Genomic DNA, 18,337 nt, shown 5'->3' on the forward strand with positions numbered 1-18,337 from the left:
GGTCGACTAAGAAAAAACAAAGGGCGCCTAGGCGCCCTCTGTGCTACCGCTGACCCGAGGTCAGAACGGCAGATTCAGATCCGGCTCCACCGCCAGCAGTTGCTTGCGGAACACCGTCTTGATGCGCTCCAGCTCCTCGAGGGTTTCCGCCTCGAAGCGCAGCACCAGCACCGGCGTGGTGTTGGATGCACGCACCAGACCCCAACCGTTCTGGTAATCGACGCGAACGCCGTCCAGGGTGGTGATCTGGGCATCGCCCCACTGGGCGTCGCGCTGCAGGGTCTCGATGATGCCGAACTTGCTCTCTTCGGTCACCTGGATATTGATCTCCGGGGTGGAGATGTCTACCGGGAAGGTATCGAACACCTGTTGGGCGCTGTTCTTCTCCTGGCTGAGGATCTCAAGCAGGCGCACGGCGCTATAGATGCCGTCGTCGAAACCGAACCAGCGTTCCTTGAAGAACACGTGGCCGCTCATCTCGCCAGCCAGCAGGGCGCCGGTTTCCTTCATCTTCTTCTTGATCAGCGAGTGGCCGGTCTTCCACATGATGGGACGACCGCCGTAGCCGGCGATGAGGTTGTTCAGGCGGCGGGTGCATTTGACGTCAAAGATGATGTCGGCGCCCGGGTTGCGAGAGACCACGTCCTTGGCGAACAGCATCAGCAGCTGGTCGGGATAGATGATCTTGCCTTCGTTGGTCACTACACCGACACGGTCGCCGTCGCCGTCAAAGGCCAGGCCCAGGTCGGCACCGGTTTCCTTGACCTTGGCGATCAGGTCTTCCAGGTTCTCGGGCTTGCCCGGATCCGGATGGTGGTTGGGGAAGTTGCCATCCACCTCGCAGAACAGCGGGATAACCTCGCAGCCCAGCGACTCGATCAGCTGGGGTGCATTGACCGCGGCGACACCGTTGCCAGCGTCCACCACCACCTTGAGCTTCTTGGCCAGCACCACGTCGTTGCGGATGTAGTCGGCGTAGCTCTTGAGCACGTCGACCTGCTTGATCTGGCCCTGGCCGCTGGCCACATCGCCGGTCTCGATGCGTTCACGCAGACGCTGGATGGATTCGTTGGCCAGGGTCTCGCCGGCGATGACGATCTTGAAGCCGTTGTAGTCCGGCGGGTTATGACTGCCGGTCAGCATGACGCCGGACTTGCCTTCGAGAACGTTGGCTGCGTAGTAGAGCACCGGGGTCGGCACCATGCCGACATCGCTGACATTGGCGCCGCTGTCGGCCACGCCCTTGATCAGTTGGGCGACCAGCTCGGGGCCGGACAGACGGCCATCACGGCCGACGGCCACGTTGGGCTCGCCACGTGCCAGGCTCTCCGAGCCGATGGCGCGCCCGATCCAGTAGGCGGCTTCGGCGGTCAGGGAGTCACCTACCACACCACGGATGTCGTAGGCGCGGAAGATGCTGGCGTTGAGTTGGGGGGCTTGCGGGGTAGTGCTCATCGGGGGTTTCTCCAATCCCAGGAGATCCTGGTCTTCGTCGAGGATACTGATATCGAGGATGTCGGTGGTCTGGAACAGCGGCTCGCTCTGCTGAGAGCGGCCTCTGTCGGCAAACTCCGCCAGGGTCTTGGCCACGGCATCGCTAGGTGCCGCAGCATATAGGTCCGGCGACGACCCGGCCGATCGGCTGGCCAATCGGGCCGTCGACTTGGCCACGGGTTCCATTACCGCCAGGCGCAAAGTCGGGCTTTTGGCTATCTGATTGGATTCAAGTTCCTCGGCATAGGCCGTCAGACTGCGGACGTCGTCACGGAGCCGGCGTGACAGCTCCCGGGAAAACAGCCAAAAGCCCGTCAGCACGCCAAACAACGCCAGCAGCAGTGCCACCAAGGGAATGGCGACGGGTGTATCGGCGCCGGCCTCGGCAGCAGGTGCCAGCTCTAGCGTCCAGAGTGGGCTGCCGGTGGCGAGTCGACGCATCAGAGACGGATCACCGGGGCTGCCGCCACTGGCTAGCACCTGCACACTGCTACCGGGGAACTGCTGCAGCAGGCGCCAATGACCGACGTTCGCGGGTGGCGTGGCCAAGCCCTGCAGCACGGCAGGCAGCTCTTCTATCAATACGGCACTGCCCAGCAACTGATCGCCGCGGCGGATGGGCTGGGCACTGTATACCAGCCAGCGATCGCCTAGCCGATAGGCTTCCGGCGGCGTCCGCTGACCGCTTTCCAGACGCTTGAGCAGATCGAGGGCGGCATAGTTGAGGGGACCGGGGCGATCGTCTTCGATCTGGCGCATGCCGGCCGGCACCACCAGGACATCGACCACACCGAGGCGCTCGCGCAGCTGGCGCTCGGCCGCCGTGCGCGCTGCGGGGTCATCGCCCTGCAAGGCTTGCAGCACCAGGGCATCCCCGGCGACGCCCTGCAGCCGGCGGGTCAAGCCGACCAGCAGCTGATTGAGGGAGGCCGCCTGGGCCTGCAGCGCCTGATCCGCCTGCTGCTCCTGGTTGCGCGCGCCTTGCGGCTGCAACACCAGGAACCACAGCAGCAGCGCGGCCAGCAGCAGGCCGGCGAGCGCCAGCAGCAGCCCTGCACCCACGCCGGGCAAAGCCGCGACCCGCGGGGCCGCCTTGCGCACATCCTTGCCGTTCTTGCCCCTTGCCATGCCGTTCTTCTCCTTTATGTCACGGCGCGCGTTGCGTATCTGGCGTCAGCGGGTACCGGAGTGCCCGAAGCCGCCAGCGCCCCGCTCGGTCTCGGTAAAGCTGTCGACGATATCGAAGTGCGCCTGGACCACAGGTACGAGCATCAGCTGGGCGATACGTTCGCCTACGCTTACGGTGAAGGTGGTCTGGCCGCGATTCCAGCAGGAGACCATGAGCTCGCCTTGGTAGTCAGAGTCGATCAGGCCGACGAGGTTGCCCAGCACGATACCGTGCTTATGGCCCAGCCCCGAGCGCGGCAGGATCACCGCCGCCAGCGACGGATCGGCCACATGGATGGCGAGCCCGGTAGGGATCAGCACGGTCTGCCCGGGCTCCAGCACCAGATCCTCCTGCAGCATGGCGCGCAGGTCGAGGCCGGCCGAACCGGGGGTGGCGTAGGACGGCAGCGGAAAATCGCGCCCAAGGCGCGGGTCGAGGATCTTGGCTTGAAGGCTATGCATGGGTCTGGGCAGGGTCTTTCAGGTGGATGGAAATCAGAGCGATGAGCTGACGGGCAATCTTGCCCTTGCTGGTCTGCTCGAAGCGGATCTCGTGCAGGCCACGGTCGATCACAGTGACCGCGTTGTCTTCGCTGTTAAAGCCGATGGCCGGGTTGGCCACGTCGTTAGCGACGATGAGGTCGAGATTCTTGTCGCGCAACTTGCGCTGGGCGTACTCCAGCAGATTCTGGGTTTCCGCGGCGAAGCCGACGCTGAAGGGCCGATCCGGGCGGCCTGCCAGGGTGGCAAGGATGTCCGGGTTGCGCACCAGCTCCAGCAAGAGACCGTCGCCGCGGGTGGGATCCTTCTTAAGCTTGTGCGGTGCGATGACCTCGGGGCGATAGTCCGCCACCGCCGCCGAGGCAATGAGCACGTCGCAAGGCATCAGTGCCTCGCAGGCGGCCAGCATGTCGCGGGCGCTGATCACATCGATACGCTCGACACGATCAGGGGTCGGCAGATGCACCGGGCCGCTCACCAGGCTGACGCGCGCGCCTGCCTCCGCCGCTGCTTCTGCCAAGGCAAAGCCCATGCGGCCGGAGCTGTGGTTGGTGATATAGCGTACCGGGTCGATGTTTTCCTGGGTCGGGCCGGCGGTGATGACCACGTGGCGACCGGTCAGGTCGAGTCGCTGGAAGCAGTCGGCGGCGAGTTGGGCAAGGTCGTTGGCTTCCAGCATCCGACCGGGACCGACGTCCCCGCAGGCTTGGCTGCCGCTGGCTGGACCGAACAGCTTGATGCCACGGCTGCGCAGGAGCTCGGCATTGGCCTGGGTGGCCGGATCGCGCCACATGGCCTGGTTCATGGCCGGCGCCAGGGCGACCCGGGCATCCGTGGCCAGCACGATCGTAGTGAGCAGATCGTCCGCTACGCCCTGGGCCAGGCGCGCCATGATATCGGCGGTAGCCGGCGCGACCAGCACCAGGTCGGCCCAGCGAGCTAGCTCGATGTGGCCCATAGCCGCTTCGGCGGCCGGATCCAGCAGATCCAAGTGTACCGGCAGACCAGAAAGCGCCTGCAGAGTCAGCGGAGTGATGAATTCGCGCCCACCGCGGGTCAGCACTACCCGCACCTCGGCGCCTTGATCCTTAAGTCGGCGCACCAGCTCGGCGCTTTTGTAAGCGGCGATGCCACCTCCGACGCCCAGCACGATGCGTTTACGATGGAGCCGCTGCATATAGCCTGTTCCGTTCTCAAACCATCCAGGAGGGGATCGCGCGCGTCCAGTTCAGGTCTGCGCGTACCCGCCAATCATCCGGTTAAGATAGCACAGCGCCTGTACAGCACAGGCGTCACGCCAGGCAGGGTGCTGCGCAGGGCTAACGGCAAGTCAGTGCTGTGAAGTCCATAAATAGCTGCATGAGGTACGCGCTCGTCTGTATCAAATTGAAGACGACTATGATGCGCACCCAACTGTCCTACCTGCCTTGCGACTCCCAAACTTAGCGAATCTGGAACGTACATGTTGCCGCAACAGTCCGCGTCCATGTTGAAAATGCTTACTGTCACTGTATCAGCCTCTTCAAGCGCTGCTCTAACAGCCCGGGGAATCGCGTAAACCACGTCTGATTTAACGGCGATGGGTGGGGTAGCGGATAAAGCATCAGCGTCTTGCGGGTGCCCTCTTCCGTTTCCAGGGTGACCTCGATGCTGCTTTCGAAACGCTCTTCACTCTTCCAGAAGGCTTCCAGGCGGGTGCGTTCTTCCTTGGGTTGGCCGATGCCAAACCAGAGGAAGGCTTCGCGACCGAGAGTGATGAGCTGGGTGCCGTGCCAGTGCTTCACTAGCAAGCGGAACATCAACGGGTGGAAGGTCTTTTTCACTCGCTCCGACCAGGCTTTGTTACCCAGCGGTTTGTAGGGCACGGTATTGGCCCAGAAGAATTGTTGGCTCAGGCTGCGGGCGGCGTCGAAATCAGCTGGGGGCTGGCCATGCAGGTGTTTGTAGAGAACCTTGCGGGCGATCTGGCCGCCGCTGCCGATGAAGGGTTCGCCGTACTTCACCTCGTCCCGCCCTGGATCGCGACCGAAGAAGCCCAGGGGCGCATCGGGATCGCCCAGACCGATAATGGGGTCCAGCGGGTCCTTGGCGAACTGTTCATAGACCGGAAGATCGACACCTGGAAGATCGGCAGCGAGCTGGCGAAAGGCTTCGCGCTCTGCGGAAGACAGCGGCATGCAACAGGTCTCCATCGAGGAATTAATCCCTCCTGTAGAGCGCTGCCCTGCAGGTGACGTTCCGTAACGACTGGCGGAGCGGCAGCCCTGGGACGATAGGGTAAACTGCCCGGCTCGAACGACCCTCAAGGTGAATCCCGTTGATCAATCTGCTACGCAACGGCCTCGGCCAGGTGATCGTCGGCCTGGATCTGGTAACCCGGCCGCGCAAGCTCCAGCGCCCTGAGCAGGCTCAGGCTGCCATCGAGGCGGAGCTGGCGAATCTGTCGCTCTATCAATTCCAGGCCTGCCCCTTCTGCGTGAAGACGCGTCGGGCATTGCATCGGCTGAATCTGCCGATCCGCCTTAAGGACATCAAGAAGGACCCGCAACTACGCGCCGAGCTGGAACAGGGCGGTGGCCGGGTGAAGGTGCCCTGCCTGCGTATCGACGAAGGCAGTCAAAGCGTGTGGATGTACGAGTCTGATGACATCATCGCCTATCTGGAACAGCGGTACGGCGAGCGGCAATCGGCTTGATGTCCGGGTGGTGGGTAGCAGTGAACAAGGCCAGTCACCATCCTACGGGTCTGACCGGGGTTGATGCGCTTTAGGGTGTACCTGTCTCAACTCACCCTGCGGCTACAGGTCGCTTTCTTCGACCTTGCGGACCTTGCTGGCGTCCAGGGTGTAGGACGCCTCGGCGAGGGCGTTATCGACCGACTCGGTATGCAGGGTGCCGATGACCCAGTAGGGCTCGTAGATGTCAGGTAGCGGCACGCCCTTGGGATAACGCACCAGCACGATCTGGTTGGGCGGCGGCGGCGGAACGTGGATGCAGGCGCCCGGATAGGGCACCAGAAAAAATTCACGAAAATTGCCCTTGGCGTCAGTCTCCAAGGGCACGGGAAAGCCACCCAGACGAACATTCTTGCCATCCAGGGCAGCCACGGTGCGGGTGGAGTGCATCACCTCGGGCAGGCCACTGTCCTTCTGCTTGAGTCCGCCGGGCGAGCCGAAACCCCCTGGGGCCTCCGGGCTGTTGTGGCTGATTTCGGGCATGGTTTCTAGGGCGTGGCGATCTTCTGCGGTCAGCAGATCGAGCCAGTTGGTTTCTGGCGGTTCGCCCTGGGCGGCATGGGTGAGCAGCGGCAGGCTGGCAAGCAGCAGAATGATGAGCAGTCTGGGCATGGTCGGCGGGTCGGACGCAAAAGTTCGAGTGTGCGGCGTGCTAGGTTAGGGGTCCAGCCCCAAGGCCGCAAAGCAGAGCCTCGCCCATGAAAAAGCCCCTGGGTCGACGGGCGACACCAGGGGCGGAAACGCTGTGCTACTTGACTTCGCCGAGGCGAAGCAGCGTCTTAGCGACGCTTGGTCACCATGCCGTAGATGAACAGCACGATGATGGCGCCGACCACGGCACCAATGAAACCTGCGCCTTCACCGGCACGATAGATGCCCATCGCCTGGCCCAGGTAGGTGGCGACCACGGAACCGACGATGCCCAGAATGATGGTCATGATCCAGCCCATGCTGTCGTCACCCGGCTTCAGAAAGCGGGCAACCAGGCCGACGATGAGACCGATGATGATGGTTGCAATGATGCCCATTTGAAGAATCCCCTGTTTGAGTGCTGGTAAGACAACGCCGGTCAGCAGGCGTCGTCGTACTCTCCGACCACCGGTGATCCGTCGAGGTTCAGGGAAAAACGGCTTCCGTGTGCGGAAGCCGTTTGGCATCAGTCCTGGATCAGGGCTTCCAAGGCGGCGATGCGAGTCTGCAGGGTTGCGGCATCGGCGCTGCGCAGGGTGGCATGACCGACCTTGCGCCCGGCCTTGAAGGCTTTGCCGTAGTGGTGCAAATGGCAATCTTCCAAGGCGGTGACGGCGGCCACCGGCGGTACCGAGCCGATGAAGTTGACCATGGCGCTCTCGCCGACCTTGGCGGTGGAGCCCAGCGGCAGGCCGGCCACGGCGCGCAGGTGGTTCTCGAACTGGCTGCACTCTGCGCCTTCGATGGTCCAGTGCCCGGAGTTGTGCACGCGCGGGGCGATCTCGTTGGCCTTGAGGCCACCCTCGACCTCGAAGAATTCGAAAGCCAGCACGCCAACGTAGTCGAGTTGTTCCAGCACGCGGCGGGCATAATCTTCGGCCAGCGCCTGCAGCGGATGATCGGAACTGGCCACCGACAGGCGCAGGATGCCGCTCTCATGGGTGTTGTGCACCAGCGGGTAGCAGGCCACCTCTCCGTCGCGACCGCGCACGGTCACCAGGGAGACCTCGCCGGTGAAGGGCACGAAGCCTTCCAGCAGCAGGGGTACGCTACCTAGTTCGGCGAAGGCGTTGGTGACGTCTTCCAGCTGACGCAGCACCTTCTGGCCCTTGCCGTCGTACCCCAGGGTGCGGGTCTTGAGCACTGCCGGCAGGCCGATGCGGGCCACGGCAGCGTCCAGGTCGGCCTGGGAGAGGATGTCTGCAAAGGCCGGGGTGGGGATCCCCAGGTCGCGAAACATGGACTTCTCGAACAGGCGGTCACGGGCGATGCGCAGAGCTTCGGCGGACGGATAGACCGGTACGAATTGCGAGAGGAAAGCCACGGTCTCGGCTGGGACGCTCTCGAATTCGAAGGTCACCAGATCGACCTCGTCGGCTAGCTGGCGCAGGTGGTCCTGGTCGCCGTAGTCGGCGCGCAGGTGTTCGCCCAGAACGGCGGCGCAGGCATCCGGCGCCGGATCGAGGAAGGCGAAGTTCATGCCCAACGGCGTGCCGGCCAGGGCAAGCATGCGGCCCAGCTGGCCGCCACCGATGACGCCGATCTTCATGCCGGTTCCCTCGGATCGGGATTGTCCAACACGGTACGGGTCTGCTCTTCGCGGAAAGCATTCAGCCGCTCGTGGTACTCGGAATACTTGCCGCCGAGGATGCTGGCGGACAGCAGCGCGGCGTTTATGGCACCGGCCTTGCCGATGGCCAGGGTAGCGACCGGTACACCGGCCGGCATTTGCACGATGGACAGCAGGGAGTCGACGCCCGAGAGCATGGACGACTGCACCGGCACGCCCAGCACCGGCAGATGGGTCTTGGCGGCGCACATGCCCGGCAGGTGGGCGGCGCCACCGGCACCGGCGATGATCACCTCGATACCGCGCCCGGCAGCCTCTTCGGCGTACTGGAACAGCAGGTCGGGGGTGCGGTGGGCAGAGACCACCTTCACTTCGTGGGGAATGCCCAGCTTGTCCAGCATGTCGGCGGTGTGGCTCAGGGTGGACCAGTCGGACTTGGAGCCCATGATCACGCCTACGAGTGCGCTCATCGTCGTGCCTCTGAAATGAAGAAGCCACGCGGCAGACGTGGCTTGGGAAATGAGCGGCACAGTATAGACGAAAGCGTGGCGGAACGTGCCCCTGCGCCGGGTATCGCTTGTCGGTTGCAGGCCAGGATGTGGCGCCCATGGGATGGGTGGTGGCGTAGGGTGAGAGGTGCGGGCTAGAGGCCTAGGTGATTCGGGTGGGATCGCCCTGAAGAGCGCCCTCGCCCCAGCCCTCTCCCGCTTGCGGAAGAGGGGGGCGGATCGGCTCAGGTGGAAGTCGGCCTCAGATCCCCACATCCGGCAGTTGCGGGCGGGTTTCCAAGGCCTTGGCCATCAGCCGTTCGACGAACGCACGGTCTGCGTCGGGCAGGGCCAGGCGCGGCGGACGGGTCAGGGCGCTGCCGCGACCGGCGAGTTCTTCGCAGAGCTTGATGCACTGCACCAGGTCCGGACGAGCGTCCAGGTGCAGCAGCGGCATGAACCACTCGTAGAGCGGCATGGCGTCGGCGAAGCGACCGGCCTTGGCCAGGCGGAAGATGGTTTCGCCTTCGGTGGGGAAGATGTTGGACATGCCCGAGACCCAGCCCTCGGCGCCCACGGCGATGCTTTCCAGCACCACGTCGTCGAGACCGGCGAAGAGCACGAAGCGGTCGCCCACCTCGTTGCGCACGTCGATGAAACGACGGGTGTCGCCGGAAGAGTCCTTGAAGCAGACGATGTTGTCGACGTCGGCCAGAGAGATGAGGATGTCCGGGGTGACGTCGTTCTTGTAGATCGGCGGGTTGTTATAGACCATCAGCGGCAGGTCGAGGGCACTGGCCACGCTGCGGAAGTGGGCGGCGGTCTCGTGGGGCTTGGCCGAGTAGACCAGGGCCGGCATGAGCATGATGCCGTCGGCGCCGGCGCGCCCTACCGCCTGGGCGGTGCGGGCGGCATTGAGGCTGGTGAATTCGGCCACACCGCAGATCACCGGTACGCGACCGCCGGCGGCGTCCTTGGCGACCTCCACCAGGGCGACCTTTTCTTCCAGGGTCAGGGAGGTGTTCTCGCCCACGGTGCCGCACATCACCAGACCGGAGACGCCATCGCGCACCAGGTTGCTGATCACGCCATGGGTCTTTTCCAGGTTGACCGAGAAGTCGTCGTTGAATTGGGTGGTGACGGCGGGAAAGACGCCGCTCCAGTTGACGCGGGGAGTGCTCATGCGGGGGTTTCCTCCAGACGGGAACGGGGCTTGAGAGAGTCGCGGTATTGCCGGGGCGACAGGCCGGTGAGACGGCGGAACTGGCGGCTGAAGGCGCTGTGGTCGGTATAGCCACAGGCCAGGGCCACTTCGGTGACGGGCAGATCGCGGGCCAGCAGGCGCGAGGCGGCGTCGAGCCGGGCCTTGTGCAGCAACTGCTGGGGCGTGAGGCGCAGGATGCGCTTGCACTGGCGTTCGAGCTGGGAGACCGACAGGCCGACTCTCTGACTCAGTTCGCCCACCGAGAGCGGCTGGGCATAGTGCTCGCGCAGATAGCGATCGACCTCGGCCACCTTGGCGTGGGCCGGATGATCGGCGGCGGGTGCCTGCAGATCGTGGGAGATGCCGGCCATACCCATCAACTGGCCCTGGGCGTCGTGCAGCGGCAGCTTGCGGGTCAGGCACCAGCCCGGGGTACGCCCGGCATAGAGGTGCAGTTCCAGCTGGTCGTCCAGCGCCAGGCCTTCGCGCAGCACGCGACGATCCTGTTCGGCGTAGGCGCCACCCAGGGGCGCCGGGAAGACTTCCTCGGCGGTCTTGCCGAGCAATTCGCTGACGTCCTCGTAGCCGCAGCGCTGGGCCAGGGTCAGGTTGACCAGCACATAGCGCGCGTCCAGGTCCTTGACGAAGAACACCACGCCGGGGATGGCATCGAGCAGCGGTGCCACCAGGCTCAGGCTGGCCAGCAGCGCGGGCAGGTCGGCGGGCCGGGCGCGGCTCAGGGCGTCCAGGTGGGCGGCGGCATTCATCTCTCGTCCTCGGTCAGGGCCAGCAGGCTGTCGATACGGGTGGGTTGCAGGGGAAAGCGCGGCGCCGGGGGCGTCCAGCCCAGCAAGACGCGGGTGGCCTGGCCGCAGATGCGGCCCTGGCAGGCGCCCATGCCGCAGCGACTGCGCAGCTTGGCCTGGGTCCAGTCGGCATGACCGACCAGGGCGCCGAGGGCGACGTCCTCGCAACGGCAGACCAGGGTATCCGGCTGGGCGAGACGGGCAATGGCCGGATTCAGGGCGAAGGTGCGCGCCAGCTGGGCGGCGAAGCGGCGCCAGGCACGGGCGTCGGTCTGCACGCCAGCGATGGCGTCGAGCTGGCTACTGGCGACCAGGCCGGCGATACGGCCGGTGGCCTGGGCCAGTTCGTTGCCGCCGATGCCGGTGCATTCACCGGCGGCCAGGATGTGCGGCTGGCTGGTGCGCTGATGGTCATCCACCGCCACGGCGCCGTCCAGGGTCGCGCAGCCCAGGCTCTGCGCCAGTTCGACATTGGGTACCAGGCCGTAGCCACAGGCCAGGCGGTCGCAGGCGACCTCCCAGCGTCGGTCGCCCTGGCGCAGGCGCACGGCTTCGAGACGCTCGCTGCCGAGTGCAGCCTCGACCCAGGTGCCGGGGCTATAGCGAGGAGTGGCCAGGGTCAGCGCCTGGCGCAACTTGTTCGGCCAGCGCCAGAGCTGCAGGCCGAATTCGACTAGGGCGCGGCGCGCGGCCTGCTCGGCAACCAGGGCGACCCGTGCACCCGCCTGGCGCGCGGTAGCGGCGCTGGCCAGCAGCAGCGGACCGGTGCCGGCGACGACGAGGCGCTCAGCGGCCACTTCCACGCCACCCTTGATCAGCGCCTGCAGGCCACCTGCGCCAGTCACCCCGGGCAGGGTCCAGCCGGGGAACGGCAGCAGCAGTTCGCGGGCGCCGGTGCAGAGGATGAGGGTCTCGAAGTCCAGGGTGCGGCTGCCGTGGGCGTCTTCCAGCAACAGCTGATGCGACCCCAGGACCGCGGCGACGCGGGTCTGGGTGAGCAGGGTGACGTCCGCCGGCAACTGACCGACTTCGGCGGCGACCTGGCCCGCCCGCGCGCGCCAGATCTGACCGCCGGGCAAGGGATTGTCATCCAGCAGCACCAGGTTCAGGCCGCGGCCACTGGCGGCGCGGGCAGCGGCGAGACCGGCCGGGCCGGCGCCGATAATGAGCAGATCGCAGCTCGCGCTATTCATGACAGGCGCTCCACCTGCATGCCGTCCTGGCAGGGGGTCTGGCAGGCCAGACGGCGTACGCCGTCGACCTGTACCCGGCACTCCTGGCAGATGCCCATGCCGCAGAACGGTGCCCGGGCTTCTCCGCCTACCGAACGGCGCGCGGCGGGATTGCCGCTCTTGGCCAGCGCGGCGGTGAGCAGGCTGCCAGGGCGAATCTCCAGGCGCTCGCCATCGATGAACAGGGTCAGCATGCCTGGCTCCCCGGCACGGTGGTGAAACGCGCCGGTGCGAAGGGTTCCACGTGGAACGTCGAAGGCTCGCCGAATAGCCCATTGGCGATGGCTTCGGCGGTGGCCGGGGCAGTAGTGACGCCCAGGCCTTCGTGACCGACCGCCAGCCATAGACCGGGCTGGTCGGGATGGGCACCGATCAGCGGCAGGCCGTCGGGACTGGCGGCGCGCTGGCCGGTCCAGCCACGGATCAGCGAGGTATGGGTCAGACCGGGCAGGAAGTCCAGGGCACGGCGCAGCAGCTGGCCGACCACCGCAGGCTCCACCGCCATGTCCGGACGCTCGAATTGGCGCGACGAGCCGATCAGCAGTTGCCCGGTGGGTCGCGGCTGGACATTGAAGGCCACCGAGGCGCCGCTGCTGGCATGAGCGCTGGCGCCATAGCCGATCTCCACCAACTGGTGGCGGACCTGCTCGGGATAGCGATCGGTGATCAGCAGATGGCCCTTCTTGGGCACCAGCGGCAGATCCGGGCAGAGACTGGCGGCTTGCAGGCCGGCGGCAAGCACCACGGCATCGGCGGTCAGCCAGCGACCGTCGTCCAGGCGGACGCGCCGGCCTTCGACCGCCGTCACCCGAGCACGCTGGAATTCGATCAGCGGTGAGCGCTGCAGCAGCCAGGCGGCCACCACCGGGGCATAGAGCAGGCCATCGCCGGGCACCTCCAGACTGCCAGCCAGGGTGGTCAGCGCCGGCTCGGCAGCGGCGGTGGCGGCCGCATTCAAGGGCTGGTTGGCGACGCCCTGCGCGTCCAGGCGCTGGCGCTTCGCATCGATCAGATCCAGCTCGGCTGCGTCGCGGGCCAGCCAGAGGGTGCCGCAGTTGCGGTAGTCGGCGGCGCTCGGCAGCTGGGGCACCAGCTCACGCCAGAGCGCCAGGGAGCGCGCGCTCAGGGTCAATTCGGCGGGGTCGTCGTCCATCACCACCAGGTGGCCCATGCCGGCGGCGGAGGCGCCAGGCAGGCCGGCATCCAGCACCCGCACCCGGCAGCCGCGCGCGGCCAGGGCCGCGGCGCAACTGGCGCCGATGATGCCGGCGCCGACGACGAGGACCTCCGCCACGGGCTTCACCCCGGGATACCCCAGGCGAAGGGATCGTCGGCGGCCAGCAGCAGAGTCGCCTCGGCCATGACATGGGCGCGGCCGCGGATCACCGGCAGGATGCAACCCTCGTCGCCGGGCTGATAGTGCGCCTCGAAGCGACTGCCGATGACGCTGGCCTGCTGCCAGACGGCGCCGGGCGCGAGATCGCCGTCGGCCGCGAGGCAGGCCAGCTTGGCGCTGGTGCCGGTGCCGCAGGGCGAGCGGTCATAGGCGCGGCCTGGGCAGAGCACGTAGCTGCGACTGTCGGCGCCGTCAGGGTCGTCGGCGAAGAGTTCGATATGGTCGATATGGCCGCCCTGGTCGCCAGTGATACCGGCGGCTTCCAGCGCGCCCCGCAGGGCCAGGCTGAAGGTGAGCAAGCCGTCGAGGTTGTCGGCGGCGATGCGCTGGCCGTGATCGGCACAGAGGAAGAACCAGTTGCCACCCCAGGCGATGTCGCCGCTGACCGGGCCATGGCCGGGAATCTCCACATGGACGGCATGGCGATGGCGATAGGCCGGGACGTTGCGCACGCTGACGCTGCCGTCATCATGCAGGGTGGCGGTGACATCGCCCACCGGGGTCTCGATCAGGTGATCGCCAGGGCCGATCCGGCCGAGATGGGCCAGGGACACCACCAGGCCGATGGTGCCGTGGCCGCACATCCCGAGGTAGCCGACCTCGTTGAAGAACACCACGCCAGCGCTGGCGGCAGGAGATACCGGCTCACAGAGCAGTGCACCAACCAGCACCTCGTTGCCGCGCGGTTCACGCATGCAGGCTCGCCGAAAGGCGTCATGCTCGCCGGCCAGCAGGGTGCGGCGCTCGGCCATGCTGCCGTGGCCGAGCTCGGGAAAACCATCGAGGACCAGGCGGGTGGGTTCGCCGCCGGTATGGGAGTCGATGACGCGGATGCGCTGCATGGCTGACCTCCGTGAGAGAGGTGCCAGTGTCGCGCAGATGACGGCAAAAGGCTTGCAGGACGTCGGCTAACTAAAAGCCGATATCAGCATAGTCTCCTACTGTCGATCAGCCGCCGTGGCTTTGACTTTCGAGATGTCGCCAGACCTGCTGCACCAGCCGCTTGCGCAACAGGGCACAGCGGTAGAGGCGGATTTCCAGGCCGACCTGCCAGGCGGCATCGCCACACACGGCCAGTTCGCCGCGGGCCAGTTCCGCCGCCACCGACAGCTGCGGCACCCAGGCCACGCCCAGGCCCTGCAGGGCCATGGTCTTGAGGCTGTCGGCCATGGCGGTTTCGTAGAGGGTGACGGCGCGCAGCTTGCGCTGGCGCAGGAGCAGATTCACCGAGCGACCGAGGAAGGCGCCGGCGCTGTAGGCCAGCAGGGGGACGCTGCTCTGCCCGTCCAGCTGGAACATCGGTCGGCCTTCGCCATCGGTGGCGCAGACCGGCAGCATGGCGGTGTGCGCCAGGTGCAGCGACGGAAACAGCTCCGGGTCCATCTGCAGCGCGGCGTCGGGATCGTGGAAGGCCAGCATCAGGTCACAGGCGCCGTCGCGCAGGGCGTGGATGGCGTCGCCGACGTTGGTGGCCACCAGCCGGCTGGCCAGCGCCAGGCCCTGGCCACGCAACCCGGCGATCCACTTCGGAAAGAAGCCCAGGGCCAGGGAGTGGGCGGCAGCGAATTGCAGCACCTCGCCCTGCCCGCCTTCCAGGTGATGCAGATGGCGCACCGTCTCGCCCAGTTGCTCCACCACGCTGCGCGCCGTGACCAGAAACAGCTGACCTGCTTCGGTAAGGCTGATCGGGGTATGGGATCGGTCCACCAGGGTCAGGCCGACGCTTTCCTCCAGCGCGCGGATGCGCCGGCTGAAGGCGGGCTGGGTGACGAAACGCTTTTCGGCGGCCTGGGAAAAACTGTGGGTGGCCGCCAGGGCCACGAAGTCTTCCAGCCATTTGAATTCGATGTTCATGGCACCCATACGTCGTCTGATCTCGCGAGGTCACAACCAGAGTTATGCCGATCCGGCATGAGGCTTGGCGGATCGGCATTGGCCGGGATCGGCTGGCAGGCCTAGATTCTACGGCATCGCGGCGCCTGCCGCTTGATCGAAGCCCAACGCTATCATGTCCGACTCTGCATCATCCGTCCGCCTCGAAAAAGATCTCCTCGGTACCCTCGACGTCCCCGCCGATGCCTACTACGGCATCCAGACCCTGCGCGCCGTGCAGAACTTCCGCCTCTCCGGCGTACCCCTCGGTCACTACCCCAAGCTGGTGGTGGCCCTGGCCATGGTCAAGCAGGCGGCGGCGGACGCCAACCACCGGCTCGGCCACCTGCCGACCGAGAAGCACCAGGCGATCGTTGACGCCTGCTCGCGCATCATTCGCGGCGAATTCCACGACCAGTTCGTGGTGGACATGATCCAGGGCGGGGCCGGCACCTCGACCAACATGAACGCCAACGAGGTGATCGCCAACGTCGCCCTGGAGCTGCTCGGCCACGCCAAGGGCGAGTATCGCCACCTGCACCCGAACAACGACGTCAACATGGCGCAGTCCACCAACGACGCCTACCCCACCGCCATCCGCCTGGGCCTGCTGCTCGGCCATGACGCCCTGCTCGCCAGCCTGGACAGCCTGATCACCGCCTTCGCCGCCAAGGGCGTGGAATTCGCCGAGGTGCTGAAGATGGGTCGCACCCAGCTGCAGGACGCGGTGCCCATGACCCTCGGCCAGGAATTCCATGCCTTCGCCACCACCCTGGGCGAAGACCTGGCGCGCCTCAAGACCCTGGCGCCGGAGCTGCTCACCGAGGTCAACCTGGGCGGTACCGCCATCGGCACCGGCATCAACGCCGACCCCGGCTACCAGCTGCTGGCCGTGCAGCGCCTGGCGGACATCAGCGGCCAGCCGCTCAAGCCCGCCGCCGACCTGATCGAAGCCACCTCGGACATGGGCGCCTTCGTGCTGTTCTCCGGCATGCTCAAGCGCACCGCGGTGAAGCTGTCGAAGATCTGCAACGACCTGCGCCTGCTCTCCAGCGGTCCGCGCACCGGCATCAACGAGATCAACCTGCCGCCGCGCCAGCCGGGCAGCTCGATCATGCCGGGCAAGGTCAATCCGGTGATCCCCGAGGCGGTCAACCAGGTGGCCTTCGAGATCATCGGCAACGACCTGGCGCTGACCCTGGCGGCCGAGGGCGGCCAGCTGCAGCTCAACGTCATGGAGCCGCTGATCGCCTACAAGATCTTCGACTCCATCCGCCTCTTGCAGCGCGCCATGGACATGCTGCGCGAGCACTGCATCACCGGCATTACCGCCAACGTCGAGCACTGCCGCCGTCAGGTGGAGCACTCCATCGGCCTGGTCACCGCGCTCAACCCCTACCTGGGCTACGAGACCTCCACCCGCATCGCCAAGACGGCGCTGGAAACCGGTCGCGGCGTGCTGGAGCTGGTGCGCGAGGAAAATCTGCTGGACGAGGCGACCCTGGACGACATCCTGCGCCCGGAAAACATGATCGCCCCGCGGCTCGTACCGCTGAAGGCCAAGGTCTGAGTCCCGCACGCCAGACCTGAGCGGTAACCGACGGCAACTCCCCGCGGGCGCGGTATCCTTCTTGCTTGGAAGGCTGCCACCGCCCCGGGGAGTTTGCCCATGCGTCAGTCCGGTCTGATCAATCTCAACCTGGTGTCCCTGGTGCTCCAGCAACTGGCGGCCGACACGCCCGCCCGGGCGGCGCCGCTGCTGGCCGGCAGCGGCCTGCGGCTGGACGATCTCGAACAGCCCCATCGGCTCATCACCCTGGCCCAGGAACAGCGGGTCATCGCCAACGCCCTGCCGGTCGCCCCGCCCGAACTGGGGCTGCTGCTGGGCTGGCGGTTGCGCGTCTCCGGCTACGGCCTGCTCGGCTATGCCCTGCTCAGCGCCCCGACCCTGGGCGCCGCGCTGCAGGCGGCCCTGGCCCACCAGGGGCTGCTGGGCGCCTATTTCACCCTGCGCCTGGAGCGCCACGGCGAGCTGGCCTGGCTCAGGGCCGACGACCATCCCTTCGCGCCGGAACTGGAGCGCTGCAACGCCGAGTGCTGCCTGGCCTCCCTCCTGGCGATCTGCTGCGACCTCCTGGGGACGCCCCTGCCGCTGGTGCAGGTGGCCTTTCGGCACGCCGAGCCGGCCTATCGCGTGCGCTATGGCGACTGCTTCGGCGCCACACCCCTGGCCTTCAACGCGCCCTACAACGGCCTGGCCTTTCCCGCTGCCTGGCTTGAGCGCGGGCTGCCCCTGGCCGATCCGGTGACCCATCGCGACGCCCTGGAGCAGTGCGGTCGCCTGGCCCCCGAGCAGGATCGCCAGCGCGCCCTGCTCGCCCGCATCCGCACCCTGCTGGGCGCCGACCTGGCGGCCCCGCCCTCCTTCGCGGCCCTGGCCGGCCACCTCGGCATGGCCCCGCGCAGCCTGCGCCGCCATCTGCAGGCGGGCGGCAGCGGCTATCAGCAACTGCTCGACGAGTTGCGCTTCGAACGGGCGCGCGACCTGCTGGCCCAGGAGCGCCTGCCCATCTATCGCATCGCCGAGGTGATGGGCTTCAGCGAAACCGCCAGCTTCCGCCATGCCTTCCGCCGCTGGAGCGGGCAATCGCCGCGGGGGTATCGGCTCTAGCGGCCGGCGTATGCTGAGCGCTTCCCGTCCCCAAGGAGGATTTTCCATGCCCTCGCTGAAACTGCTCGAAGCGCGCGGCCAACCCACCCAGCAATACCGCCTGCCGGCGGAGAAGTTGCTGGCCGGCGATCCACTGCAGAGCCTCTGGCTCGACTACGAGGATGGCAGCGGTGTCTTCGCCGTCGGTCACTGGCACAGCGAGGTGGGCGCCTGGCGGGTGAACTACACCGAGGAGGAGTACTGCCAGATCCTCGAAGGGGTGAGTCTGGTCACCGATGACCAGGGCCACGCCACCCGGCTCGGTCCCGGCAGCAGCTTCGTCGTGCCACGCGGCTTCCAGGGCACCTGGGAGGTGCTGGAGCCGACCCTGAAGCGCTTCGTGGTCTACGAAGCCAAGGGCGGTTGATGGCCGACGCCGGGCACAATCTGGCCGGATCTATCCCCTTTTGGCCGTTGCGCCTCTCGTCGCGGGTCGCCGGGCTGGCAAGAATCAGGAGAGAGCCCGCCGCCCG

Annotated in this window: 19 protein-coding genes; 4 read left to right on the forward strand and 15 right to left on the reverse strand. The window is 66.6% G+C overall.

The genetic code is table 11. The features are described from left to right. Nucleotides 1-60 precede the first annotated feature (60 nt). From algC to AABM56_RS22665, 4 genes are all read right to left on the reverse strand, one after another. Nucleotides 61-1,455 (reverse strand): phosphomannomutase/phosphoglucomutase, encoded by a 1,395-nt coding sequence (gene algC, locus AABM56_RS22650; protein ID WP_218568701.1) that lies wholly within the window; start codon nucleotides 1,453-1,455, stop codon nucleotides 61-63. 1,212 nt (nucleotides 1,456-2,667) lie between these two features. Then, nucleotides 2,668-3,123 carry a dUTP diphosphatase gene (gene dut, locus AABM56_RS22655; protein ID WP_133860150.1) on the reverse strand — a complete coding sequence of 152 codons (456 nt, stop codon included), beginning with the start codon at nucleotides 3,121-3,123 and terminating at the stop codon, nucleotides 2,668-2,670. Further along, nucleotides 3,116-4,339: a bifunctional phosphopantothenoylcysteine decarboxylase/phosphopantothenate--cysteine ligase CoaBC gene (gene coaBC, locus AABM56_RS22660; protein WP_133860151.1), complete on the reverse strand. Its 1,224-nt coding sequence runs from the start codon at nucleotides 4,337-4,339 to the stop codon at nucleotides 3,116-3,118. The genes dut and coaBC overlap by 8 nt, the downstream gene beginning before the upstream one ends. Before the next feature lie 328 nt (nucleotides 4,340-4,667). Further along, nucleotides 4,668-5,339 (reverse strand): uracil-DNA glycosylase family protein, encoded by a 672-nt coding sequence (locus AABM56_RS22665; RefSeq protein WP_133860152.1) that lies wholly within the window; start codon nucleotides 5,337-5,339, stop codon nucleotides 4,668-4,670. A 140-nt stretch (nucleotides 5,340-5,479) separates the two neighbouring features. Between AABM56_RS22665 and AABM56_RS22670 the strand changes: the two genes are divergently transcribed. Further along, entirely contained in the window at nucleotides 5,480-5,857 is a 378-nt protein-coding gene (locus AABM56_RS22670; protein ID WP_133860153.1) for a glutathione S-transferase N-terminal domain-containing protein, read from the forward strand. Nucleotides 5,858-5,959: 102 nt separating this feature from the next. Here AABM56_RS22670 and AABM56_RS22675 read toward each other — a convergent pair whose 3' ends face one another. The 11 genes from AABM56_RS22675 to AABM56_RS22725 all read right to left on the reverse strand — a co-directional run bounded on the left by AABM56_RS22675 (nucleotide 5,960) and on the right by AABM56_RS22725 (nucleotide 15,136). Further along, on the reverse strand, nucleotides 5,960-6,508 hold the full coding sequence (locus AABM56_RS22675; protein WP_133860154.1) for a DUF3299 domain-containing protein: 549 nt from the start codon (nucleotides 6,506-6,508) through the stop codon (nucleotides 5,960-5,962). Nucleotides 6,509-6,675: 167 nt separating this feature from the next. Then, nucleotides 6,676-6,924 carry a GlsB/YeaQ/YmgE family stress response membrane protein gene (locus AABM56_RS22680; RefSeq protein WP_059316743.1) on the reverse strand — a complete coding sequence of 83 codons (249 nt, stop codon included), beginning with the start codon at nucleotides 6,922-6,924 and terminating at the stop codon, nucleotides 6,676-6,678. Between the two features lie 128 nt (nucleotides 6,925-7,052). Beyond that, nucleotides 7,053-8,135, reverse strand: a complete 1,083-nt coding sequence (locus AABM56_RS22685; protein ID WP_133860155.1) for a 5-(carboxyamino)imidazole ribonucleotide synthase — start codon at nucleotides 8,133-8,135, stop codon at nucleotides 7,053-7,055. Beyond that, entirely contained in the window at nucleotides 8,132-8,626 is a 495-nt protein-coding gene (gene purE / locus AABM56_RS22690) for a 5-(carboxyamino)imidazole ribonucleotide mutase (protein WP_133860156.1), read from the reverse strand. Before purE ends, AABM56_RS22685 begins: the two co-directional genes overlap by 4 nt. 280 nt (nucleotides 8,627-8,906) lie before the next feature. After that, nucleotides 8,907-9,827, reverse strand: a complete 921-nt coding sequence (locus tag AABM56_RS22695; protein ID WP_133860157.1) for a dihydrodipicolinate synthase family protein — start codon at nucleotides 9,825-9,827, stop codon at nucleotides 8,907-8,909. Continuing rightward, nucleotides 9,824-10,615, reverse strand: coding sequence for an AraC family transcriptional regulator (locus AABM56_RS22700; protein WP_133860158.1), 792 nt, complete (start codon nucleotides 10,613-10,615; stop codon nucleotides 9,824-9,826). Before AABM56_RS22700 ends, AABM56_RS22695 begins: the two co-directional genes overlap by 4 nt. Further along, a complete protein-coding gene (locus AABM56_RS22705) occupies nucleotides 10,612-11,847 on the reverse strand; it encodes an FAD/NAD(P)-binding oxidoreductase (RefSeq protein WP_133860159.1) in 1,236 nt (411 codons plus the stop codon). Before AABM56_RS22705 ends, AABM56_RS22700 begins: the two co-directional genes overlap by 4 nt. Further along, nucleotides 11,844-12,080 carry a (2Fe-2S)-binding protein gene (locus tag AABM56_RS22710; protein ID WP_027600458.1) on the reverse strand — a complete coding sequence of 79 codons (237 nt, stop codon included), beginning with the start codon at nucleotides 12,078-12,080 and terminating at the stop codon, nucleotides 11,844-11,846. Before AABM56_RS22710 ends, AABM56_RS22705 begins: the two co-directional genes overlap by 4 nt. Continuing rightward, nucleotides 12,074-13,189: an FAD-binding oxidoreductase gene (locus tag AABM56_RS22715; protein ID WP_133860161.1), complete on the reverse strand. Its 1,116-nt coding sequence runs from the start codon at nucleotides 13,187-13,189 to the stop codon at nucleotides 12,074-12,076. Before AABM56_RS22715 ends, AABM56_RS22710 begins: the two co-directional genes overlap by 7 nt. Further along, nucleotides 13,186-14,124 (reverse strand): 4-hydroxyproline epimerase, encoded by a 939-nt coding sequence (locus AABM56_RS22720; protein ID WP_133860162.1) that lies wholly within the window; start codon nucleotides 14,122-14,124, stop codon nucleotides 13,186-13,188. The genes AABM56_RS22715 and AABM56_RS22720 overlap by 4 nt, the downstream gene beginning before the upstream one ends. Before the next feature lie 106 nt (nucleotides 14,125-14,230). Continuing rightward, nucleotides 14,231-15,136, reverse strand: coding sequence for a LysR substrate-binding domain-containing protein (locus AABM56_RS22725; RefSeq protein WP_133860163.1), 906 nt, complete (start codon nucleotides 15,134-15,136; stop codon nucleotides 14,231-14,233). A 154-nt stretch (nucleotides 15,137-15,290) separates the two neighbouring features. On the opposite strand from AABM56_RS22725, the gene aspA reads away from it, so the two are divergent. The 3 genes from aspA (at nucleotide 15,291) to AABM56_RS22740 (ending at nucleotide 18,231) form a co-directional block, all read left to right on the forward strand. Next, nucleotides 15,291-16,724 carry an aspartate ammonia-lyase gene (gene aspA, locus AABM56_RS22730; protein ID WP_133860164.1) on the forward strand — a complete coding sequence of 478 codons (1,434 nt, stop codon included), beginning with the start codon at nucleotides 15,291-15,293 and terminating at the stop codon, nucleotides 16,722-16,724. Nucleotides 16,725-16,823: 99 nt separating this feature from the next. Beyond that, a complete protein-coding gene (locus AABM56_RS22735; RefSeq protein WP_133860165.1) occupies nucleotides 16,824-17,825 on the forward strand; it encodes an AraC family transcriptional regulator in 1,002 nt (333 codons plus the stop codon). Between the two features lie 46 nt (nucleotides 17,826-17,871). Beyond that, on the forward strand, nucleotides 17,872-18,231 hold the full coding sequence (locus AABM56_RS22740; protein ID WP_133860166.1) for a cupin domain-containing protein: 360 nt from the start codon (nucleotides 17,872-17,874) through the stop codon (nucleotides 18,229-18,231). Nucleotides 18,232-18,337: the final 106 nt, after the last annotated feature.

The organism is Pseudomonas aestiva (assembly GCF_039908605.1).
Taxonomy (GTDB): domain Bacteria; phylum Pseudomonadota; class Gammaproteobacteria; order Pseudomonadales; family Pseudomonadaceae; genus Chryseomonas; species Chryseomonas aestiva.